The organism is Geminisphaera colitermitum TAV2 (assembly GCF_000171235.2).
In the GTDB taxonomy this organism is placed as follows: domain Bacteria; phylum Verrucomicrobiota; class Verrucomicrobiia; order Opitutales; family Opitutaceae; genus Geminisphaera; species Geminisphaera colitermitum.
Genome location: NZ_ABEA03000046.1, coordinates 1 through 21,347, shown reverse-complemented (window position 1 = coordinate 21,347; position 21,347 = coordinate 1). Strand labels below are relative to the sequence as shown.

General features: G+C 61.3%; 17 protein-coding genes and 1 pseudogene. 7 read left to right on the top strand and 11 right to left on the bottom strand.

The window, feature by feature from the left end; genetic code table 11:
* Positions 1-9: 9 nt before the first annotated feature.
* From OBACDRAFT_RS05925 to OBACDRAFT_RS05900, 6 genes are all read right to left on the bottom strand, one after another.
* Entirely contained in the window at positions 10-1,599 is a 1,590-nt protein-coding gene (locus OBACDRAFT_RS05925; protein ID WP_125069371.1) for a hypothetical protein, read from the bottom strand.
* Between the two features lie 92 nt (positions 1,600-1,691).
* Complete coding sequence (locus OBACDRAFT_RS05920) at positions 1,692-2,396, bottom strand: prepilin-type N-terminal cleavage/methylation domain-containing protein (RefSeq protein ID WP_043583696.1); 705 nt, start codon at positions 2,394-2,396, stop codon at positions 1,692-1,694.
* Between the two features lie 22 nt (positions 2,397-2,418).
* A complete protein-coding gene (locus OBACDRAFT_RS05915; protein WP_043583694.1) occupies positions 2,419-3,246 on the bottom strand; it encodes a DNRLRE domain-containing protein in 828 nt (275 codons plus the stop codon).
* 61 nt (positions 3,247-3,307) lie between these two features.
* Positions 3,308-4,504 carry a LacI family DNA-binding transcriptional regulator gene (locus OBACDRAFT_RS05910; RefSeq protein WP_081721842.1) on the bottom strand — a complete coding sequence of 399 codons (1,197 nt, stop codon included), beginning with the start codon at positions 4,502-4,504 and terminating at the stop codon, positions 3,308-3,310.
* Between the two features lie 125 nt (positions 4,505-4,629).
* On the bottom strand, positions 4,630-5,967 hold the full coding sequence (locus tag OBACDRAFT_RS05905; protein ID WP_043583692.1) for a type II toxin-antitoxin system HipA family toxin: 1,338 nt from the start codon (positions 5,965-5,967) through the stop codon (positions 4,630-4,632).
* Positions 5,964-6,368: a helix-turn-helix domain-containing protein gene (locus OBACDRAFT_RS05900; protein WP_043583690.1), complete on the bottom strand. Its 405-nt coding sequence runs from the start codon at positions 6,366-6,368 to the stop codon at positions 5,964-5,966. Before OBACDRAFT_RS05900 ends, OBACDRAFT_RS05905 begins: the two co-directional genes overlap by 4 nt.
* 347 nt (positions 6,369-6,715) lie before the next feature.
* On the opposite strand from OBACDRAFT_RS05900, the gene OBACDRAFT_RS05895 reads away from it, so the two are divergent.
* The 4 genes from OBACDRAFT_RS05895 (at position 6,716) to OBACDRAFT_RS05885 (ending at position 9,689) form a co-directional block, all read left to right on the top strand.
* Positions 6,716-8,236, top strand: coding sequence for a carboxypeptidase M32 (locus tag OBACDRAFT_RS05895; RefSeq protein WP_043583688.1), 1,521 nt, complete (start codon positions 6,716-6,718; stop codon positions 8,234-8,236).
* Between the two features lie 159 nt (positions 8,237-8,395).
* A complete protein-coding gene (cutA, locus tag OBACDRAFT_RS05890) occupies positions 8,396-8,707 on the top strand; it encodes a divalent-cation tolerance protein CutA (RefSeq protein WP_043583686.1) in 312 nt (103 codons plus the stop codon).
* Between the two features lie 38 nt (positions 8,708-8,745).
* Positions 8,746-8,901 (top strand): small basic protein, encoded by a 156-nt coding sequence (locus tag OBACDRAFT_RS26265; protein WP_081721840.1) that lies wholly within the window; start codon positions 8,746-8,748, stop codon positions 8,899-8,901.
* 104 nt (positions 8,902-9,005) lie between these two features.
* Complete coding sequence (locus OBACDRAFT_RS05885; protein WP_043583730.1) at positions 9,006-9,689, top strand: DedA family protein; 684 nt, start codon at positions 9,006-9,008, stop codon at positions 9,687-9,689.
* Here the strand turns inward: OBACDRAFT_RS05885 and OBACDRAFT_RS05880 are convergent.
* From OBACDRAFT_RS05880 to OBACDRAFT_RS05870, 3 genes and pseudogenes are all read right to left on the bottom strand, one after another.
* Positions 9,670-10,566 carry a transglutaminase family protein gene (locus OBACDRAFT_RS05880; RefSeq protein WP_052361295.1) on the bottom strand — a complete coding sequence of 299 codons (897 nt, stop codon included), beginning with the start codon at positions 10,564-10,566 and terminating at the stop codon, positions 9,670-9,672. The genes OBACDRAFT_RS05885 and OBACDRAFT_RS05880 overlap by 20 nt on opposite strands.
* Positions 10,563-11,600 carry an alpha-E domain-containing protein gene (locus OBACDRAFT_RS05875; RefSeq protein WP_043583684.1) on the bottom strand — a complete coding sequence of 346 codons (1,038 nt, stop codon included), beginning with the start codon at positions 11,598-11,600 and terminating at the stop codon, positions 10,563-10,565. The genes OBACDRAFT_RS05880 and OBACDRAFT_RS05875 overlap by 4 nt, the downstream gene beginning before the upstream one ends.
* Before the next feature lie 172 nt (positions 11,601-11,772).
* Positions 11,773-13,256, bottom strand: a pseudogene (locus tag OBACDRAFT_RS05870) (circularly permuted type 2 ATP-grasp protein).
* Between the two features lie 386 nt (positions 13,257-13,642).
* Between OBACDRAFT_RS05870 and OBACDRAFT_RS30585 the strand changes: the two are divergent.
* Positions 13,643-15,403, top strand: coding sequence for a hypothetical protein (locus OBACDRAFT_RS30585; protein ID WP_043583682.1), 1,761 nt, complete (start codon positions 13,643-13,645; stop codon positions 15,401-15,403).
* Between the two features lie 486 nt (positions 15,404-15,889).
* On the opposite strand, the gene OBACDRAFT_RS05860 is transcribed toward OBACDRAFT_RS30585, so the two are convergent.
* Both OBACDRAFT_RS05860 and OBACDRAFT_RS05855 read right to left on the bottom strand, forming a co-directional pair.
* Positions 15,890-17,428, bottom strand: coding sequence for a YifB family Mg chelatase-like AAA ATPase (locus OBACDRAFT_RS05860; RefSeq protein WP_043583680.1), 1,539 nt, complete (start codon positions 17,426-17,428; stop codon positions 15,890-15,892).
* Between the two features lie 365 nt (positions 17,429-17,793).
* Complete coding sequence (locus OBACDRAFT_RS05855) at positions 17,794-18,495, bottom strand: M50 family metallopeptidase (protein ID WP_198529849.1); 702 nt, start codon at positions 18,493-18,495, stop codon at positions 17,794-17,796.
* A 325-nt stretch (positions 18,496-18,820) separates the two neighbouring features.
* Between OBACDRAFT_RS05855 and OBACDRAFT_RS05850 the strand changes: the two genes are divergently transcribed.
* Together OBACDRAFT_RS05850 and OBACDRAFT_RS05845 are read left to right on the top strand one after the other, a co-directional pair.
* Positions 18,821-19,399, top strand: a complete 579-nt coding sequence (locus tag OBACDRAFT_RS05850) for a LysE family translocator (RefSeq protein WP_232766717.1) — start codon at positions 18,821-18,823, stop codon at positions 19,397-19,399.
* An 87-nt stretch (positions 19,400-19,486) separates the two neighbouring features.
* Positions 19,487-21,250 (top strand): SulP family inorganic anion transporter, encoded by a 1,764-nt coding sequence (locus tag OBACDRAFT_RS05845; protein ID WP_081721839.1) that lies wholly within the window; start codon positions 19,487-19,489, stop codon positions 21,248-21,250.
* Positions 21,251-21,347: the final 97 nt, after the last annotated feature.

Sequence of the window (21,347 nt, the reverse complement as noted above, 5' to 3'; positions counted from 1 at the left end):
GGGCCGGGATCAGTTCTGTGTGAGCCGAAGCCAAAGCAAAGTGTTTGATGGGATGTCGAACTGGTTCAGCGGGGCGGATGACAGGTATCTTGGCGCAGATTGGAGTGTGACGGGGCGCTTGGTCGCCGTGTTGTGCGCATCGAGATCAGGGGCGGTTATCTGACGGGCGTCAGCCACGTTGTATGGTTTTTCCAATACGATAGCGAGATGGCGGGCGGGGCCGTGGTTGGTGATGAGCAAGTGGAGTCCGTCGGGCGCACGGAGAGTGGCGGCCTGGAGGGTGAGGTCGGTGTTGGGCGCGGGATGCGCGGGGGTGGTGGTCCGGGTGGAGAGAACGGCACTGGCTTCGATTTGGCCGAGGAGTTTGTAGAGATCAAAAATGCCGGTGGTGTAGGGCTGGCGAGTTTGCGGGTCGCGATAAATGAGTCCCCAAGGACCGGAGGAAAAGGCGTGGTAACTGGCGGCAGTGATGCCGGGCGTGTTGAGGATGCGAATGAGATACCGGGCAGTGGAGAGGGTTCCTCCAAGGGAATGAGTTTGGTGCCAGTTTTGTTCCCACGGGCCATCCTTGGGGCGGGCGGGCCAGCGGGCGTGTTCTGAAATGTAAAGCTGGATACGGGTGGAGCCGGTGATGGCGTGGATATCGTCGAGGATTTTTTTTGTGAAGGTTTCGAGGCGCGTGACGGTGTGGCCGTCGTAGTAAAAATGGAAGCTGATGTAGTCGATATGGGTGGCAAGTTGACGAAGGAGTTCCTGATGCCAGTGATGCCAGGGGCGGGTTTCGGCGGGTCGGGGGGACCATGCGGCGGTTTTGGCATGGACGGCGATGCGGGCGCGGGGGTTGACGGCGCGGATGGCGGTGATGGTTTCGCGGGCATTGCGGATGTAGTGGTCGATGTCCCAGAGGGATTTTTTGTCCCAGTCGAGTTCGTTGCCGATTTCCCAGATGTGAACGGGGACGGGGGCGGGGATGCCGTAATCGACGCGCCGTTGTGCCCAGTTGATGCCGCCGTTGGGATCGTTGGCAGGATCGCCGGTGAGGAATTCGACGAGGTCGGCGTGGTCGGCGGGTGTGTCGTTGATGAGGTTGAATACCCAGGTGAAGCGGGCGCGCGGGTCGATGGTGGTTGTCCATTTGATCCATTCGATGGGACCGAGCCGACAGATTTTTTTGTCGTTGGCCTCCTGCGGAGTTCGTTCGGAAAGGGGGCCGATGGATTCCTTCCAGCGGTAGGATTGCGAGGAGGCTCCGGCCATCCGGTTGAGCGGCATTCGGAGGCCTGAGAGGAGGGCGTCGATTTCGGGGTCGGGCGTCTGCGTTCTGGCGTTCGGGAACAGAAGCCGATTGGTGGAACGCCATTCGTAATTAAGGCCGAGGTTTTCAGGTGTGTAATGTTTTACGGATACGCTTTCGGATATTCGAATCGTTGCGCGCCCGGTTCCCGGTGAAAGCGAACGGAAGGTCTTGGAATCGTCATCCAGGTTGACGCCTTGGTACTCGTTGCCCGCTCCGGTGGGAGCGACAGTCGAGGATGCGCCGTGGCATGGCACGACGGATAACAGGAGGGATGCGAACAGGGTTGTTCTTGATGCTGGCATGGTGGTGTGTGTGCGAATCGTTATAGGAACTCCTAAGAATGAGATATTCGGAGAATCGCGCGGCAGCGCCGGAGGGATTTTGTCGAACTGTTTTAATCGCCCGCACGGATCGTCCACATGCCCCGAGGATGGGCCAGACTGCCCTTTCCGATGGTGTCTTCCGGTTTGAGAATTTGAACGTGTCCGTCACAAAAACCGTAGGCGAATTTGCCTCCGGTCAAGGCGACGGCTTCAGCGGTCATTTGGGATGCGGCGGAATCAATGACGGAACAACTGCTGCTGTTGCGTTTGTTGTTCCGGTCAAATCGTTCAACGAGCAGGAGTGTCCGTGACGGGATTTCAATCGCGGAAAGCGAGACGGCCGGCGCGTTGTTAGTGGCATTGTAGTAATACCCGGCCACTCCCAATATTCCGTTCGTGTCAAGGTTACGGACCATTGAGTAGGAACGCCAGTTGGCGGGATTATTTTCGTCGGGTGCTGTACGCGGCAGCGTATCCAAGGGTGCGAGGACGGAGGGACCGCTTGCAAACACGTCTGGCGAGTCGGCGTTTATTTTTTGTCCCCAGACTTCACCGGCTGGCTGGTCGTAGCCGAGGGGAAATGTCGTTCCGTTTGCGGTTGTGTTGGTCAAGATTCCGATGCACAGGCCCCGGAGTTGGGCGGCGCTGCGGGACATTTTTGCTGTTTTCCTTACCGACGCGGCGGTCGGGATCAGAATCGCGGCCAGAATCCCGATGATGGCGATAACGGTAAGGAGTTCGACAAGGGTAAATGCGTGGCAGGTTGTGTTTTTCATGGGAAAACCAAGGGTTGGTGGGTTAACGGAACCGCCGTAGCCCAAGAACAATGACAAGGGCCAGTGCGGATGTGATCATAGCGTTGGTTCCGGGTTCTGGAATCGAAGTAGCGTTGATGGTGAGGAGGGGGCGCCAATTTTCCGTCGCATGATCATTGCTTGCAAATCTAATAAATCCTTGACCACTAGTTAGTTGTTCAGCCGTTTCCGAGATGATGATTAACTGAATAGGGAGACCGTTGTTCAGTGCCGTCTGAGCCACGCTTACAAATTCGGCAGTTGAGGCGAAGGTGTATTTCGCTCCGTTGGTCAGGGCACCCGTTGCAGGCACCACAGCTTCGGATAGTTTTACCAAGCTGCTAAAATCACCGCCTGGGGTGGTCCATTTTTTGGCATCTCCAGCCCCCCAGTTGTTCCACGTTGCGTCTGTTTCGGAAAACAGGTTGTTGTTGCTGCCAGAGGGCACCAGCGCGTAAAGGAAAAATGAACCGATGTCGGTTGCTGCCGAGGTTGCGTTTGTAGATCCTCCGGTGTTGCCGACCGTCATCTGCAGCGACAGACTGGAAATTTCCGCGCCGGCTGCGATTGAGCTGAGGTCAAATTGCAACACCGTGCGCATGATTTTTACGCTACTGTTGGCAGGCATATTTCCAACAAGGCACAAGTTGCCATTGAAAATCGTGTTGGGGTTGCCTTGGCGCAGTTCAGCCACAGCTCCATTGCGCAATTCGTATGCCGCATGGGCAACGGATGGCGTAGCGGTTGCAATCAGGATTCCGGCCAGCGGCAGGTAGGCAAGGCACCAGCCTGTAGTTGATGGGGGGGGAGATTTTTTGGCTTTTGTATTCATTGTTGGTTACTTGGGTTCAGGATAATTAATGACGGGAGAAATAGAGGGGGAGGGGCTTGGGTCAGGCGCTGGCGCGGGTGATGAGTTCGCCGCGGATTTGGGTTTCGAGGAGCGGAGGTTTTTTGTTTTCTAGCAAAAGGCTGAGCATGGCGAAGGCGCGTTCGCCCATTTTTTCGTAGGAGATGCGGTAGGTGGTGAGCGGGACGCCGGCAGAGGCGGCTATGGAGAAATCGTCCATGCCGGTGATGCGGATGTCATCAGGCACACGAAGACCGCGTTCGTGGGCGGCTTGCATGAGGCCGAGCGCAAGGTAGTCGCTCGAACACACAACGCCTTCGATGTCCGGGTGCGTATCCAGATATTCGTGACCTATGCGAAGCGGATCAGCGAGGGGATCATCGAAGCGAGGAGTCATTTCGGGGTCGAGGTGGGTGAGGGTAGCGCTGTCGGACGACAGACCGGCTTCTTCCATGGCCTGCCGGTAACCGAGGTGTTTGTCGCGGGCGGAGGGAGACCATGCGTAATTGGCGAGGAAGCCGACGCGGCGCAGACGTTGTTGCAGGAGGTGGCGCGTCATGGTGAGGCCAGCGTGGAGTCCATCGACGGTGACGGCAGGGCGGCGGACGCCAAGCATGTTGATCTCGACGAGCACGACCGGGAATTTGCAGGCAAGGACCATGCGGCTGTAGTAGGCATGATCCTGCGGGGTGAGGATGACAGGAAAGAGAACGGCTCCTTTGACATCGAACTCGCCAAGACGTCCGACGGCTTCGGCTTCACGGCGGAAGTCGGTGCCGGTGGAGAGCATGAGAGTCTGGCGTCGGGCTTGGTGCGCGGCTTGCTGGAATCCGCGTGCGATGCGCCAGATACCTTCGTGCTGGTCGCTGGGATAAATAAACGCGCAGGCGTCGAGCTGGACAGGCGGTGTGACGGGAGCGGCGGGCGTAGCAGTGGTGGAGTCCGCGGTGTCGCGGGCGTGGGCGGGGATAGCGCGGAGGACGCGGGTGCCGGCGCGGGTTTTGCGTTCCACCAAGCCGTCGTGCGCGAGACGGGAAATGGCCATGCCCATCGTGGATCGACTGCAATCGAGTTCGCGGGCGAGTTCGACCTCGGTGGGGATTTGCTCTCCCACCTGCCACTTGCCCTCGGCGATCTGGCGTTTGAGGAGTTCGTAGACGGCTTCGAGTTTGGACTTGGGGGACGAAACAGCGTGCGTGTCAGCAGACGTGGCTGGTGTTGGGGATATGATGGCTGTCATTTGCCAGACAAAAACAGGATATGTCTGGTAAATCAAGCTCTTTTTTCGCAGCATATTTTTCCCCACAGATAATCCCATAGGTAATGACCGCTTCAATGTGGTGTCGTTTTACCAGACAAATACGGTTACTTCGCGGGGATTTTCAGGCGAAAGGTTTGGCGGATTTGTTTTGTTTGCACCTCGGCGACGCCGGCTTGTTCGGCGAATTTGGGCCAGCGTTTCACGGCCTCAGTCACCTCGGCGAGAATCGTGTCGGCACGTCCGCGTTTCATCATCGCGCTTTGAGCGCAGGCTCGGAAATCGGGCAGGGTGAAATCGTCGCGTTTGCCGTTGATCGTCATCTGGTGCGTCGAGGTCCAGGTGCCGTCCGGGTTGTAGCTGTAGGAGATGTCGAAGGCGGGCGAGAGCGACCAACGGCCTTCGCGGTCCATGAGAAAGGCAATGTTTTTGACGTGGTCGTCCTGATTGCGGGCAACGACGTTAAAAACCATCCGGCGGAATTGTTCCTCGGTCGTCTCCATCGGCAGGCCGAGTTGGCGGATCACCAGCAGGGCCTGTTCGTAGCCATAGGCGCCGGCCTGGTTGAAGTCGTAGTGCGCGAGCGCGCACAGCGACTGCATGTGGAGCTTGCCGCCGCCGGGCGGACGGTCGAAGCGGCGCGTCATGAAATGCCGGCGGCCACCCTCCTCCATCAGACGGCATTCGCTCATGCGGATACCCGCAGCCTTGGCCATCAGCGCGTAGGCGTATTCGATGGCTCCGTAGCCCTTGGGGTCTTCGAGTTCCTTGTCCTTGTTGCCGGTGACGCCGTCGAATTTCAGCAGCCAATACTCAAACCCGGCTCCGGCGTCGATCTGTCCCGAGCGCACTTCGCCGGTGTCGCGGTTCCATGCAATGACAGCCTTGGCCCGGGCGCCGCCGGCCGAGGTGCCGACGCGGAGGATGTCACGCAGGGCGTTCTTTTTGGCGGCGTCGATGTCGGAGAATGTAGTTTTTAATTCATTACGATGCCGGAGTATTTCCGAGGCGAGGGAGACGAGCGCATCAATCCGTATGTCTTTGGCCTGACGCAGGCGCGGGCCGGCATTGGGCACGAATTCCAGAGCGCCCATGCCGCGCGCCCCCGTGTAGCAAAGGCGTTCGACGGCGTTGAAGCTGCCGGGAGGGCGGCCTTGCGTGGCGAGCCAGGCGTCGATGAGGGCGTTGCCGAACTTGTCGGGCAGAGAATCGGCCAGCATGCCCGGGAGCCCATGAAATGTCCCGGCGGGTAATTCGGAAAACGAATACACGCGCCCATCGAGCGGCATCATAAGTGGCGCGACCTGGATGCCGCTTCTGGCGAACGCGGGGTCGTATTGAAACGTGGCGTGGGAGGCTCCTCTTTCGAGCGCCACGACACCGATCGTGCTGCCCCACAGGCGCACCTCCGCCAGCGTGGAATCAAGGGCGGGGATGCTGCTCATTTTTCATCCCCCCATTTCCAAGTGCGCAAGGGCGTTTCGTTCAGCGTTCCCGGAGGGAAATCCGGTGTGTTCATGTAGCTGTTCATGTTGCGCGCGCGCGTGCCGGTGGCCCGCTGGCGTCGGCGTCCGCGGAGTTTTAATTGTTCCAGCGGGCTGATCGTGGGTTCCGGGATAAGGGCATCGAGCCGTTCGAGAATGCCGAGCACGCGGCCAATACGGATGATGCCCGACAACTGCGTGCCCACCGCGCCGGCTTCCAGCCGTTCGACCGTGCGCTTGGCCACGCCAGCCTGCTCCGCCAACTGAGCTTGCGTCAGGTTTCGCTCCAGCCGCGCATGTGTAAAGCGCGCACCCAATTCGGTCAAAATTGCATCATCGGTGGCATCCCGGGTTATTCTCATGCGCGTCAGAATTGGCGAATTATAGTCGAAAATCAAGTTTTTTCGTCATAAATGGAGAATTATAACTTTTCAATAAATCGCTAAAAAAGGCGAGAAAGTTAGAAAAACGTAGCTTAATCGTCTTATATGAAGAATAATGACGTTTCTGATTTTCTATTTGGGGATATTTTAAAGCGAAAGCCCGTTTTCGAAGCTCGTGCGATGGCAGTGTGGAGGTTTGGCTGGCCGGTGTCATGCTCATGCGTCTTACCAATCGTGAACGCCATGCGTTGCTGGTGATTGCCGTGCTTATTGTGCTCGGGACCATTGGTTGCTTCATTTTTTGAAACCCATAAGTCGTCAACATCGTGAACACCACCACCTCTGCCTCCTCCGCGCTCCATGACACGCTGCTGGCGAAACTCCGTCGCTCGCATCTGCTCGGCACTGTGGCGGGGCTGCTGGGGTGGGACGAGCAGGTCAACCTGCCGCCCGACAGCGCCGACCAGCGCGCCGAGCAGATGGCGCTCATCGCGGAACTCCAGCACGCCGCGGCGACGGATCCGGAGATAGGCCGTCTGCTTGACGCTCTCGAACGCGAAGGCGCGGCGCTGACGGCCGACCAGCGCGTCAACGTCCGCGAGGCCCGCCGCGACTACGATCGCGCCACGCGGTTGCCCGCCGAACTTGTATCCGAAAAAGCACGACTCACGAGCGCCGCGTATCACGCATGGGCGGGGGCGCGGGCGGACAACAATTTCGCGGCCTTCGCGCCCTTTTTGGAAAAACATCTCGATCTGGCCCGGCGCGAGGCCGAGGCGCTGGGCTGGGGAGACCGCCCTTACGACTACGCCATCGACAAGCACGATCCGGGCATGACGTGCGCCTGCATCACCGGGCTTTTTGACGAACTCAAGACCGGCCTCGTGCCGCTCGTCCGTGCGCTCGACGCTTCACCGGCGGCGCAGGCCGGGGCCGAGGCGGAGGCGCGGTTGCGTGGATTCGGGGTCGAGGCGCAGCAGGAATTTCTCACCGAGGTGACGACCGCCATCGGCTTCAACTACCGGCGCGGTCGCATCGACGTGTCGCTGCATCCGTTTTGCGAAGGCGCGGGGGCGGACATCCGCATGACCACGCGCTTCCACGAGGACAAGCCGCTCGAAGCGCTTTTCTCCGCGATTCACGAAACGGGACACGGGCTTTACGAGCAGGGGCTGCCGCTGCCTCTCCAAGGCACGCCGCTCGGGCAGGCGGCGGGCATGGCGGTGCACGAATCGCAAAGCCGCCTGTGGGAAAACCAGGTGGCGCGCAGCCGCGCCTTCTGGCGTCATTTCGAGCCGCGTTACCGCGGGCTTTTTGCGCGGCAACTCGACGGCATTTCGTCCGACGAACTTTATCGCGCCGTCAACGCCGTATCGCCCACGCTGATACGCGTGGAGGCCGACGAGGTGCACTACAACCTGCACATCCTGCTCCGCTTCGAGATCGAGCGGCGTCTTTTCGCCGGAGACCTTGCCGTGCGCGACTTGCCGGGGGCATGGCGCGCGCTTTCGCAAGAACTGCTTGGGCTCACGCCAGCGACCGACAGCGAGGGTGTCTTGCAGGACATCCACTGGAGCGGCGGGGCGTTCGGGTATTTCCCGAGTTATTGCCTGGGTAACATGATTGCCGCGCAACTTTGGGAGACAGCGCAGGAGACTTCGGGGTTGCAGGCCGATTTTGCGCGCGGCGACTTCTCGCGCTTGCTCGGCTGGCTGCGCGAGAACGTTCATGCGCAAGGGCGGCGTTTCACGGCGCTGGAACTCGTGCGTCACGTCACCGGGTCGGAGTTGTCGCCCGCGCCGTTGCTCGCGTATTTGAAGAACCGCTACGCCACGTTGTGGCTTTAAAGAAATGTTGGGAAAATGTAGCACAATCCAACTGGTAGGGAGGCCTCTCCGAGGCCTCCGCATAGGGCACCGCAACCAAGCTCTCATCGAAAATTTCCAACTACATGCTACGGAGGTCTCGGAGAGACCTCCCTCCCGTTTTTTAGGAGATATTTTATTATGCTGATTGCCTGGACCACTCTTGAAAACGAAGCCGATGCCCAACGGCTCGCCGCCGAGTCGATTCGGCTCGGGCTGGCGGCCTGCGTGCAGGTTGAGGGGCCGATCACCTCGCATTACCGATGGGAAGGCGGACAGCAGCAGAGCGCGGAATACCGGCTCTGTTTCAAATTTCTCCCCGGCCAGCAGCCGCGTCTGGAAGCGTGGTTGCATGAACACCATCCCTATGAGACGCCGGAGTGGGTGGTGGTCGCGGCGGCGCACGTTGGAGAAAAGTACTTGTCTTGGGCGATGGCCAACTCTAGCTCCTGACCCTTTTCACGAAACTACATCCGCTTTTTTTCAACGTCATGTCACAACATAACAGTCTCCAAGGCCCCCGCGGCATCGTCATTAAACGCAACGTATTGAAGCGTTTCGAGCGCGTCGCGCTCCTCAAAAAGCGCAGCCAGTGGAAGGAAGGCGATCGCGTCATGGGTCTGCGCAAGACCAAGCCTGACGTTTGATTGCCCTCCCCCCCCCCCCTCCATCGCGGGCATTTTTTTTTTTCTTTTTCCAAGCAGGCGGCTTTACCCCGCCTGCTTTTTTTATTGGTTCTCAATTTTCCATCATGTTTGAGCTCATCAAAAAACTCATCGATTTCATCCTTCATATTGACGCTCATTTGAAAGAGATCGTGGCCACCTACGGCCTGTGGACCTACGGCGTCCTCTTTCTCATCGTGTTTGCGGAGACGGGGTTTGTGGTGACGCCATTCCTGCCGGGCGACTCGTTGCTTTTTGCCGCCGGCGCGCTCAGTGCGCCTGTGGACAGCCAGCTCAACGTTCATCTGGTGGCGCTGCTCCTGTGGGTCGCCGCGGTGCTGGGCGACACGGTCAATTACTGGATCGGCAACCGGATCGGCCCGGCAGTGTTCAAACGCGAAGATTCGGTTTTTCTGCGCAAAAAGCACCTCGAACGCGCCCATGAGTTTTTTGAGAAATACGGCGGTCGCGCCATCATTCTGGCCCGCTTCGTGCCGATCGTGCGCACGTTCGTGCCGTTTGTGGCGGGTGCGGGGAGCATGACGTATCCGCGCTTTTTTGCCTACAACGTGATCGGCGGTTTTGTGTGGATTTACGGGTTTACCTACGCGGGATATTTTTTCGGCACGCTTCCGTTTGTGGAAAAGAATTTCAAAATCGTGATTGTGGCGATCATCATCCTGTCGGTGATTCCCATCGTGTGGGAGTTCTGGCGGGGATGGCGTGAGGCGCGGGCGAAGCGTCTGGCGGCTAACGCATCGCAGGCATAGGGGCGTGGGAGGTCGTTGCGGCGGGAGCCAGATTGGTGACGAGAACTTCGACTGAGAGTTTGCGGTCGCCGGTGCCGCGATAGGTGCCTTTGAGCGGAGAAACGTCGGCGTAGTCGCGGCCAACGGCCGTCTTCACGTAGCGCTCGTCGGGTTGGGTGTTGTTGGTGGGATCGAGCGCGCGCCAGCCGAAGTCGGGCAGGTAAACCTCCACCCAGGCGTGGCTGGCCTGGGCGCCGCGGAGTTGGTCAACGGGACCGTTGTAAATGTATCCGCTGACATAGCGGGCGGGGATTTTGAGGGCGCGGCAGATGCCGAGCATGACGTGGGCAAAATCCTGGCAGACGCCGCGCCGGTGGCGGAGCACGTCGCGCATGTGCGTGTGGACGTGCGTGGCGGAGGGCGTGTAGGCGAAGGTGGCGTGGATGTGGCGCATCACGGCGCGCGCGGCCTGCCAGGCGTCGGTGATGCCGGCGCCGTCGGTGAGGTCGAGGCCGATGCGCCAGGCTTCGGGCGAGGGTTCCACGTAGTGGCTCGACTGGACGAAATCATAACAGCGTTCGAGCCAGGCGCAGGCGGGCATGGCGGAGAGGGGCGTGGTGATCTGGTCGTCGGGGAGGCGGTGATCGTTGCTGGTGGTGACGACGGAGGTGGCTTCGACGGAGAGATGCGTGTGCGGTTCGGTGATTTCGAAGAGGTGCACGTAGTTGAGATGAAAATCCCGGTAGTGCGTGAGCTTGGTGGCGGGCAGGATTTTCAGGATAAATTGGTCGCAGGTTTGTCCGTTGGCTGTGACGGGTTGGAGGCGGGCTTCGTTGAAGCTTTCTTTGACCGGCGTGGCGTAGGCGTAAGAGGTGCGATGCAGGATGTGAAGCTTCATGAATGGCGGGGATCGGACTCCTGCTGTTGCTGTTCCTCCTGCTGGCGGAGACGGTCGGTTTCGTCCTCCTGGAAGGCGTGCAGGATGTAGGTGTTGAAGAGAGCGCCACCGATGGCGTTGAGGCGGGTTTGGAGGAGGTCGATGTAGGAGTGCAGGCCGGTCTCGAAGATCTCGGTGACGGTGTTGAACTGGAGTTCGGCCAGAAGGCGTCCGGCGAGTTTTTCGGCGTCGTTGGAGAAGCGTCCTTCGGCCACGCCGGAGATGCTGCGCAGGGCCGCATTCAGTTGTTGGATACAAAAACGGACGGAGCGGGGGAAGCTGTCGGAGAGGAGCAGGAGTTCGGCCACGCCGGCGGGTTGCACGTCGGCGCCGTGCAGATATTGGTAGGCGTCCCATGCGCTGCAGGAGCGGAGGATGGCGGACCAGGAATGGACGTCGGCCGGGGAGGCAGGGCCGGGAATGCCGCGGGGGGGGATGGTGTTGTGGCGGACGTCGAGGATGCGCGAGGTTTTGTCGGCGCGTTCGAGGTATTTGCCGACGTGGATGAAGTGCCAGCCTTCGTTGCGCACGACGATGGCGTCGGTGAGTCCCTGGAGGTAGAGGGAGGCGGCTTTGATTTCCTGAAAAAATTCGGAGGGCGCAGAGCGCAGGAGTTGGCGGGCGCGCGGGGAGCGGAGGAAGAGGTAGAGGCGGTTGAGTTCCTCCCAGAGTTCGACGGTGATTTGGTCGCGGACCATGCGGGCGTTTTCGCGGGCCTGCGACACGGAGCTGAGGACGGAGTTGGTGTTCTCGGTTTGGAAAACCATGAACTCGGTCACGGCCTCGCCGGTGGCGCGCGGGTGAAGCGAGGTGAAGAGGGTTTCGTCCCCCGAACTCTGGACGATGGGCATCCAGTGGACGGTGAGGGTGTGATCGTCGAGATCACGGAAATCGAGGAGGAGTTGGAGATTCACATCGACGAGCCTCGCGGTGTTTTCGGCGCGCTCGAGGTAGCGACTCATCCAATACAGGCTGTTGGCAACACGACTGAGCATAAGTGGAAAAAAGTAGCGAAAGAAGTAGCGGGTAGTGATAGCGAGTAGAGTAGCTGTGTAGTTGTTTTGTGGATAATGGTAAGGGGGGGGGAGGAGGAGTGTGGGTTGCGAGAGTTATGCTTGCCGCCTCATGCTCGCTACTCGCTACCGACTACTCGCTACTCCCTCGTCGCTACTCGTCTCCATACAGGACCCAGGTGTCCTTGCTGCCGCCGCCTTGGGAGGAGTTGACGACGAGGGAATCGCGGCGGAGGGCGACGCGGGTGAGGCCGCCGGGGATGACACTGGTTTTTTTGCCGTAGAGGATGAAGGGACGCAGGTCGATGTGGCGTCCCTCGAAGGCGCCGGGCGAGGGCGCGGCGGTGGCGGCGGACGGGATGGCCCCTTCCCCCCCCCCCCCCCTGCGCCTCCCGCCGTGGCAGTGACGGCGGCGTCGATGTAGGTCGGGTGGCGTGAGAGCGAGATCATGGGTTGCGCGATGTAGTTGCGCGGATCGGCTTCGATGAGACGGCGGAATTTTTCGCGTTCGGCCATGCTTGCCTGCGGTCCCATGAGCATGCCGTAGCCGCCGGCTTCGTTGGCGGCTTTGACCACGAGCTTGTCGAGGTTTTGCAGGATGTAGGCGCGGTCTTTGTCCTCGCTGGCGAGGTAGGTGGGCACGTTGGGCAGGAGTGGGTCTTGGTCGAGGTAGTATTTGATGATGCGCGGGACGAAATAATACATGACCTTGTCGTCCGCGAGGCCGGTGCCGATGGAGTTGGCGAGCGAGACGTGGCCGGCGCGGTAGGCGTGGATGAGGCCGGGGACGCCAAGCGCGGAGTCGGGCCGGAAAACGGTGGGATCGAGAAAATCGTCGTCAATGCGGCGGTAGATGACGTGCACGGGTCGGAGTCCCTTGGTGGTGCGCATGCACACGCGCTGGTCGCGCACGACGAGGTCGCGGCCTTCGACGATCTCGATGCCCATCTGGCGGGCGAGCGAGGTGTGCTCAAAGTAGGCGCTGTTGTAGGGTCCGGGCGTGAGGAGCACCACGGTGGGATCGGGCACGCCGGCAGGCGCGATGTGCTGGAGCACTTCCAGGAGTTCGTTGGGATACACGCTTACGGGGCGCACGCCGACGGACTCAAAAATGTCGGGGAACGAGCGTTTCATGGCGCGGCGGTTTTCGAGCACGTAGCTGACGCCGGAGGGGCAGCGGGCGTTGTCTTCGAGCACCAGGTAGCCGCCGTCCGCACCGCGGATCAGGTCGGTGCCGCAGATGTGGATGTAGATGTCGCCGGGGACGCGGAAGTTCACGAATTCGCGCCGGAAGTGTTTGGCCGAAAGCACGTAGAAGGGCGGGATGACGCCGTCCTTGAGGATGCGTTGTTCGTGATAGATGTCGTGCAGGAAGAGGTTGAGCGCGGTGATGCGCTGGATGAGTCCGGCTTCGATTTTTTCCCATTCGGAGGCCGAGATGATGCGCGGCATGAGGTCGAAGGGGAACACGCGTTCGGCACCCTGCGAGTCGCCATACACGTTGAAGGTGACGCCTTGGCGCAGGAACATGAAATCGATGGAGTGGCGTTTGGCTTCAAAATCTTCGCGTGTGACGTTGCCGAAGCGTTGCACGAATTTGCGATAATGCGGGCGGATGTTGCCCTCGGTCGTGAACATTTCGTCGAAGAACTCGCCCGGCGCATAACCCGAAAATGTTTCGGGCAACGACGACGACAACGGCGGCGGCGGGGCTGCCGGACGGTCGCGGGTCGTGATGGGGGGGGGGGGGGGGGGAGTGGCGGGTGTGATGGTGGTCTGCGGGGACGTGGATGCGGTTGGCAGCATGAGTATCGCCGGAAAGCAGGTTGCGTGCACAGCAAGCGGGGCGGGGCTTTTTTTTATTTTGGAAACAGCCCAACTTGGCGTGCGGCAACAGGTTTGCGTGTTACGTTTTTTCGCGGGACTGGATTTCGGACGCAGAGGAAGGGCAGGGGGGGGGGGAGGTTGTTTTGGGCGAACGCTTGCTAGTGCGCCGTGTCCGGATAACTGGTTTGACTCACTCAATGCCAAGCTTCTTTTCTACCACAAGGGAGCGGTTCCGTGAATACTGGGACCGCCTTTCGCACGGAGAGCAGAAACGCTTCGTCACCGTTGCGATCCTCGTCGTGCTCATCGTGGTCGCTGTGCCCGCCGCCTTTCTTTTCAAGCCCGCCTGGAACAAATGGCGTCACCGTCAGGCGCTCCGGCAGGCCTCGCAATTTGCCGTCGAGCATGACTACCGCAACCTCCTGCTCGCCCTGCAACGCGCCACGCAACTCGCCCCCGGCGACAGCGACACGTGGCGCGAAGTCGCCCGGCACCTCGCCGACATCGATCTGCGCAACACCCTCGTGGCGCGCGAAAACGTCGTGCGTCTCGCCCCCGACGATCTCTCCGCCCGCCTCGCCTTCGCCACCGACGCCCTTCGTTTTGGGCAGGTTGCCCAGGCGCGTGATGCCATCAATCAAGCCGGCGAACGCGCCGTCACCGACGCCGCCTACCAGCGCATCGCCGCCACCCTCGCCATGACCCTCGGCGACACCGAGGCCGTCGAGCAACACCTCGAAACCCTCATCAAGCTCGAAGCCGCCAATGGCGGCGCCAGTGCCAGCGCCCGCTTCAACCTCGCCATTGTCCGTCTCTGGAGCCCCGATCCCGTCCGCCGCTCCGCCGCCCTCACCGAACTCGAAACCCTCCTCGCCGAGCCCGACGTGCAGATCCCCGTCGCGCTCGAACTCCTCAAACACGCCGCCCGCCAGCGCGACGCTAATCGTGCCGCCGTGGTTGCCCGTCTCATCGGCAAAAACCTGAAGGCTGAAGGGCTGAAGGCTGAAGAGGCGTCCCCCGATGCCGCCACGCCCACCTTCGACCAGCTTGCCGCCACGCTCAAACGTGCCGCCTCCCGCCGTCCTTCTGACGTTGCCCTGCTTGCCCGCTGGCTGGGTGACATCCGCCGCGGTCCTGAAGCGCTATTCTGGATTGATTCGCTGCCCGAATCCACGCGCCGCGACCGCGCCGTGCTCTCCATCACCACCGAACTCGCCGCCGAGGCCGACGATCTCCCCCGCGCCATCCACCTGATCCACGAAGGCGCGCTTGGCGGCGTCGATGGCGGTGTGGCCCTCCTCGCCGTGGCCGCCCGCCAGCAGCGCCTTCTCGGCAAGGAAGCCCGGGCCCGCGAGACCTGGACCGATGCCATCAACGCCGCCCTCGCTTCCTCGCCCGACATCGGCAACAACACCCTCGCCATCCTCGCCCGCCTCGCTTCCGCCTGGCGCGAGCCCGACTGGACCGAGGCCGCTCTTGAAGCCGTCATTCACCGGCAGCCCGGCGCCCGCTGGGCCTACGCCGCGCTGCGCGACCAGTTCATCGCCCGCGGTCAGACGGCCCGCCTCTGGGCGCTCGCCGAGCGTTGGCTGGCCGCGGAGCCGGGCGACGCCTCTGTCGTCAATCTTTGGATACGCACCGGTATCGCGCTTGTGCCGGCTCCCGCCAATTTTGACACCCGCGCCCGCGTCCTGCTTGAGCAAGCCGCCGCCGCCCCCGCCCCCGCCTCGCATCCCGCCCTGCTGGCCGCCGCTCGCGCCGCCTGGCTGCGTCGCAACCACAAAATCGATGACGCCGCCGCTGTTCTCGACCGCCTCACGCCCGCCCAGCGCTCCCTCCCGGAAGTCGCGTATTGGGCCGCGCTCATTTATTCCGCCAAAGGCCGTCGCACGGATGCGGAAAACGCTACCGAGGCAGCAAAAAAGTTGATCCTGCTGCCCGAGGAACGGCGGATTTAGAGCAATTTCATTTAAGCTGGAGCCATTTGCTACCTGGTAGGGAGGCCTCTCCGAGGCCTCCGCCGTGCGTAGTGTGAGGATGCGAAATTCATAGGTAGATGGAGCGTGGTTTCGGAGGACTCGGACGGAGCGCAGCAGCGCGGAGATGGCATCGCCGGAGGCGATGGCCCGAAGGGCTGCCCTCGGCAGAGGGCACAAAGGCCTCCCTACCGTTAAGACGACGGCTACACCACTCAGCTTGGGACCGTCGGCATCCTGCCGACTCCGAGTGCGGGCGGGACGCCCGCTCCGTGCGTAGCGCAGGCATCCTGCCTGCAAGTCAGTCTATTGCGCGAAGCGCCGCTTTCCCAAATAACACAATCAGCAAAAAGCAGAAGAGAGCACCGCGCTTCGCGCAACCTATGGATTGCAGGCGAGACGCCTGCGCTACGGGAAGCACGTTGCGGGCGGGACGCCCGCGCCACGACGTTTCGCGTAATCATCAGCCTAATAGAACAGGTTGCGGTCGAGGCTGCGGTATTGGATGGCTTCGAGGAGGTGGTTGGATTGGACGTGGTCGCTGGCGGCCAGGTCGGCTATCGTGCGGGCCACCTTGAGGATGCGGTCGTAGGCGCGGGCGGAGAGGGATAATTGCTCCATGGCGGCTTGCAACATGTCGCCAAGTGTCGAATCGAGCGGGATGTGGTCGCGGATTTGCGCGTGCGTCATGCGGGCGTTGGAGAGGGTGCGGGTGCCACGAAAACGCGCAAGCTGGCGGTTGCGCGCGGTTTGCACGCGCTCGCGCATGGTGGAAGAGGTCTCGCCGGGCGTGGTGTTGCGCAATTCGTTGATGCTGAGCGCAGGGGCTTCGATGTGGATGTCAATGCGGTCGAGGAGGGGGCCGCTGATGCGGGCGCGGTAGCGTTGGATTTGAGTGGGGGTGCAGCGGCATTCGTGTTTCGGGTCGCCGAGGTAGCCGCAGGGGCAGGGGTTCATGGCGGCAACGAGCATGAAGGCGCAGGGGAGGGTGACTTTGCCGGCGCTGCGGGAGATGGTGACGGCGCCTTCCTCCAGGGGCTGGCGGAGGACTTCGAGGGCGGAGCGTTTGAACTCGGGGAGTTCGTCGAGGAAGAGGACGCCGTGGTGGGCGAGCGAGATTTCGCCGGGGCCGGGAATGGTGCCGCCGCCAAGGAGTCCGACGTCGGAGATGGTGTGGTGCGGGGCGCGCACGGGGCGCTGACCGAAGCCGGTGGCGTGCGAGAGGGTTTGGCCGGCGGCGGAGTGGATGGCGAGGATTTCGAGGGATTCGTCGAGGGTGGGGGAGGGCATGATCGTGGGGACGCGCTTGGCAATCATTGATTTTCCCGAGCCGGGGGGGCCGACCATGATGAGGTTGTGGTTGCCAGCGACGGCGACTTCGACGGCGCGGCGCAGGGCATGCTGGCCTTTGACTTCGGCAAAATCGCCGGTGTGAGGGTCGGCGGTTTGGAGGAGGCGGAGGGCTTGGGCGTGGTCGCAGGGGGCAAGGGTGGTTTGTCCGCCGAGGAAGGCGGCGGCTTCGGCGAGTGATTTTACGGCGAACACATCAAGGCCTTCGACGAGGGCGGCTTCGGCGGCGGAGGCAACGGGGAGGATGAGTCCGCGGCAGCCGAGGGAGCGGGCGAGGCGGGCGATGGCGAGGGCGCCGCGCACGGGCCGGGTTGCGCCGGAGAGGGCGAGTTCGCCGGCGATGAGGTAGTCACCGATGGCGGGGGCGGTGATCTGGCCGGTGGCCACGAGCATGCCGAGGGCGATGGGGAGGTCGTAAAAGGGGCCTTCTTTGCGGAGGTCGCCGGGGGCAAGGTTGATGGTGGTGCGGGTGCGCGGGGGGGTAAAACCGCTGTTGTTGAGGGCGGAAATGACGCGGTCGTCGGATTCCTTCACGGCGGAGTCGGGCAGGCCCACCATGATGATTTTCCATTCTCCACGTTCGCCGGTGTTGACTTCGATGTGGACGGGCTGGGCTTCAATTCCGTTGAGGGCGGCGGAGAGGAGGGTGGAGAGCATAGTGGAAATTAATAATTAAGAATTAATAATTAAGGGAACTTCTAAAAATTACACAGAGGACACAGAGGAGGCACAGAGTTTGGGGAGGCCTGTCCGGTGGAAGGACATTTTCCTCGCGAATGAATGTCTCTGTAATTCATTTATTATAAATAAAATAATATTTTTTACGGAAAAAGGAGCAAAGTCGTTTTGTCCTCCCTGAACTCTGTGCCTTCTCTGTGATCTCTGTGTAATTTCTGATTTTTAGAACCTCCCTTAAGAATTGGGAGAAGGAGTTCCGGCGGACTGAGGTTTGAGATGGATGGGAGATGGTGGTGTGTGTGGGGGACGGAGGCTTCTCATTCTTAATTATTAATTTTTAATTATTAATTTCCAATGCGCATCATGGCGCGGGCGTATTGAAAACCTTGCCAACTGTTCATCATCAAGAAGGCCATCAGGATGGCGATCCAGACGGAGAGCACGCCGAAGGCCCAGGCGAGTCCGAGCAGGACGACGCCGCCCGCCAATCCGATGGCGGAGGCCACGAGCAGGCTGCGCGCCTGTCCGAGCGGGAACCAAAGCAGGGACCGCAAAATCTGTCCGCCATCAAGCGGGTAACAGGGGAGCAGGTTGAACACGAGGAGCACGAGGTTGATCCGGAACAGGGTGCCGAAAAACTCCGCCGTGTCGGGCACGCGCGCGGTGAGGCCACTCGACTCGGCCAGCCAGGCGGCGGCGAAGAACACAGGGAGGAGGACGACGTTGACGAGGGGGCCGGCCACGATGCTCCACAGGGTGGCGCCGGGGCGTTGCGGGGGGTTGACGTAGGCGACGCCGCCGAGGGGCCAGAGCACAATCAGGTTGGCCTCGCCTCCGGTTTGGCGGCAGGCCAGCGCGTGGCCAAATTCGTGCAGGAGCACGATGACGAAGAGGCCGAGGTATTCGAGGACGTTCCACAGGGGCGAGTGGTAGTAGTTCACGCGGGTCGAGAGCGAATAGACGGCGACGAGGAACCATGACCAGTGCAGAAACACGTCAATACCGGCGAAGCGAAAGAGGCGGAGCGAGCCGCGGTGGGTGGGCATCATTGGGAAAAGGCTGAAGGCTGAGAACTGAGAACTGAAAGGCTGAATGTCGGAAAACATTAAACATTAAACATTAAACGCTGAACATTAAACGCTGAACTCCGAATGCTGAATGCTGAACACTGAAACGTTGAAAAACTGAAACGTTGAAACCAAGCAGCCGGATATCCGCAGGCGACACCTAATTCTGATTTCAGCTTTTCAGGTTTCAGGTTTTCGGCTTTTTCAGGCCGGCATGTATCCGCAACTGGCAACGCTTTTGGGTATTTTGACCGTGGGCTTGTTGAGCCCGGGGCCGGATTTTTTTCTCATCGTCAAGAATAGCATGAGCGGTTCCCGCGCGCGTGCGTTTGCAACCGGCTGGGGCATTGCGGCGGGGCTGGCGGTGCAGGTGCTGGCGTTGTCGCTCGGGCTGGCGGTGGCGCCGTCCATTGTGCTGCGGATCGTCCAGCTTGCGGGCGCGGTGTTTCTGGCCTGGCTAGGCATGAAGGCGCTGCTGGCGAGGGCGGACGTCAAGGTAGCGGCGGAACCGTCGTCATCGAGAGGGGGGGGGGGGGGGGGGGATGAACGCAAAGGCAGGGGCGTGCGCGATGGGCGCGGGCAGGCGGCGGCGGGGTTCGCGGAGGGGTTTTTGTGCAATGTCACCAATGTAAAGGTGTTCGTTTTTTTCGTGAGTTTGTTTTCGCAATTCGTCACGGCGGACTCGCCGTGGGGGTGGCGGGTGTTGATGCCGTCGGTGGTGGTGGCGCACGGGGCGGTCATGTGGTTGTTGATTACGTGGGCGTTGTTGTTTCCGCCCGTGGCGCGGCAACTGGCGCGGGCGCAACGGTGGCTGCCGCGGGCGTTTGGGGTGGTCTTGATTGGGTTCGCCGCCTGGGTGGTGTGGGAGAGTTTGAGGGGTTAATGGATTGATGAGAGGGCAGGGGAGGAGGCAGAGCGTGCGCGTTTCGCGGCTTGCCTTGGACGGGGGGACGGGCGGGATGTTGGGGTCTTGGCCTCTACGATCAAAAACTCGCTTTCAAGGTTGTCGCGCTGGCTGCCGGGTCTGCCGGATCTGTTGTATTACGAACGGGCGTTTTGGAAAAAGGATCTGGCGGCGGGGTTGTCGGTGGCGGCGGTGGCGTTGCCGGTCGGGGTGGCTTACGCGCAACTGGCGGGGTTTCCGCCAGTGGTGGGTCTTTACAGCACGATCCTGCCAATGGTGGTTTATGCGTTTTTCGGGACGTCGCGGCAGTTGATACTGGGGCCGGACGCGGCGACGTGCGCGATGATCTCGGCGACGTTGCTGCCGCTGGCGGCGGCGGGTTCGGACCGGTATGCGTCGCTGGCGGTGTCACTGACGTTGTTGACGGGCGTTTTTTGCATGTTGGCGAGCCGGTTCCGGCTGGGGTTTCTGGCGAGTTTTCTGTCGCGACCGATCCTGACGGGGCTCCTCAATGGCGTTGCGATCAGCATCATGGCGGGGCAACTGACCAAGGTGTGCGGGATGCCGGACGGGGGGCGCGGGTTTATCGGGCAGGTGGTGTGGTTTGCGAGGCACGCGGGGGACATCAATTGGTCAACGCTGGGGGTGGCGGGCGTGACGCTGGGTGTGTATGTGGCGAGCAAGGTTTTTTGGAAAAATGGTCCGGCTGCGCTCGTGGCCATGGTGGGGGCGACGGGGGTGGTGGCGGGGGCGACTGCGGCGGGGTTTTATTGGGTGCATGGGGTTGCGGTCATCGGGCCTGTGAACGCGGGTCTGCCGCGGTTGCACTGGCCGGCGCTGCCGCTGGATGCGCTGGGGATTTTGGTGCCGGCGGCGGCGGGCCTGGCGCTGGTGAGTTTTTGCAGCAGCATGCTGACGGGGCGGAGTTTTGCGGCGAAGAATGGTTACGATGTGGATGCGAACCGGGAGTTTCTGGCGTTGGGGGTGGCGGATGTGGCGTCGGCGGTGTCGCAGGGGTTTGCGATCAGCGGGGCGGATTCGCGCACGGCGGTGAACGATGCGGCGGGGGGACAGACGCGCATGGTGTCGCTCGTGGGGGCGGGCGTGATGGTGCTGGTGTTGCTGTGCCTGACGCGGCCGCTGGCGTGGCTGCCGGTGTCGGCGTTGGGGATGATTTTGTTGTGCGCGTCGTGGGGGCTGCTGGATTTGCCGTCGTTGTGGCGGTTGCGGGGGTTGGACCGGGGGGAGTTTTATATCGGTACGACGACGTTGGTGGGGGTGCTCGTCATCGGGGTGATGCCGGGAATTCTGCTGGCGGTGTCGCTGGCGTTGCTGCGGTTCCTGAGCCGGGTGGCAAGGCCGACGGACCAGCGACTGGGGCGAATCGCGGGGCGCGACGGGTTTTACGAGATCGCCCACCATGGAGAGGCGCGTTCGGTGCCGGGGTTGTTGTTTTACCGGTTTGAGTCGCCGTTGATTTTTTTCAACGCGGACTACTTCCGGGAGCGGGTGATGCGTCTGGTGGAGGGCGAGGAAACGCCGGTCAAGTGGGTCGTGATTGATGCGGTGTCGTTGAGCGAGGTGGATTTGACGGGAGCGTTCGCCATCCGGACTTTGGTGAAAGAACTGGAGGTGCGGGGGATGGTGTTGGCGATCGCGGGTCGCACGGCGCAGGCGCGGGCGTGGTTGCAGCGTAATCATGTGGAGCTGGCGTCCAACATGCGTCTTTACCCGACGCGCCACATGGCGCTGGCAGCGTATTTTCTTGAGTATCCCGAGGCGAAGGCGGCGATGGAGGGAACGGGGAATGGGACTGACGTTTCAGGGTAAAGGAGCTGATACAATTTTCCGTTCAAAGATATAACAACAGCATCAAGAAACTCACGCGGAGGCGCGGAGGACGCGGAGGAGAAAACAACAAAACTCC

Coding starts and splice junctions, on each gene's coding strand:
- OBACDRAFT_RS05925 (WP_125069371.1), bottom strand. CDS start 1,599: ATGCCAGCATCAAGAACAACCCTGTTCGCATCCCTCCTGTTATCCGTC.
- OBACDRAFT_RS30585 (WP_043583682.1), top strand. CDS start 13,643: ATGCCAAGCTTCTTTTCTACCACAAGGGAGCGGTTCCGTGAATACTGG.
- cutA (WP_043583686.1), top strand. CDS start 8,396: ATGCTGATTGCCTGGACCACTCTTGAAAACGAAGCCGATGCCCAACGG.
- OBACDRAFT_RS05920 (WP_043583696.1), bottom strand. CDS start 2,396: ATGAAAAACACAACCTGCCACGCATTTACCCTTGTCGAACTCCTTACC.
- OBACDRAFT_RS05910 (WP_081721842.1), bottom strand. CDS start 4,504: ATGACAGCCATCATATCCCCAACACCAGCCACGTCTGCTGACACGCAC.
- OBACDRAFT_RS05880 (WP_052361295.1), bottom strand. CDS start 10,566: ATGAAGCTTCACATCCTGCATCGCACCTCTTACGCCTACGCCACGCCG.
- OBACDRAFT_RS05850 (WP_232766717.1), top strand. CDS start 18,821: ATGAGCGGTTCCCGCGCGCGTGCGTTTGCAACCGGCTGGGGCATTGCG.
- OBACDRAFT_RS26265 (WP_081721840.1), top strand. CDS start 8,746: ATGTCACAACATAACAGTCTCCAAGGCCCCCGCGGCATCGTCATTAAA.
- OBACDRAFT_RS05885 (WP_043583730.1), top strand. CDS start 9,006: ATGTTTGAGCTCATCAAAAAACTCATCGATTTCATCCTTCATATTGAC.
- OBACDRAFT_RS05915 (WP_043583694.1), bottom strand. CDS start 3,246: ATGAATACAAAAGCCAAAAAATCTCCCCCCCCATCAACTACAGGCTGG.
- OBACDRAFT_RS05855 (WP_198529849.1), bottom strand. CDS start 18,495: ATGCCCACCCACCGCGGCTCGCTCCGCCTCTTTCGCTTCGCCGGTATT.
- OBACDRAFT_RS05860 (WP_043583680.1), bottom strand. CDS start 17,428: ATGCTCTCCACCCTCCTCTCCGCCGCCCTCAACGGAATTGAAGCCCAG.
- OBACDRAFT_RS05905 (WP_043583692.1), bottom strand. CDS start 5,967: ATGAGCAGCATCCCCGCCCTTGATTCCACGCTGGCGGAGGTGCGCCTG.
- OBACDRAFT_RS05900 (WP_043583690.1), bottom strand. CDS start 6,368: ATGAGAATAACCCGGGATGCCACCGATGATGCAATTTTGACCGAATTG.
- OBACDRAFT_RS05875 (WP_043583684.1), bottom strand. CDS start 11,600: ATGCTCAGTCGTGTTGCCAACAGCCTGTATTGGATGAGTCGCTACCTC.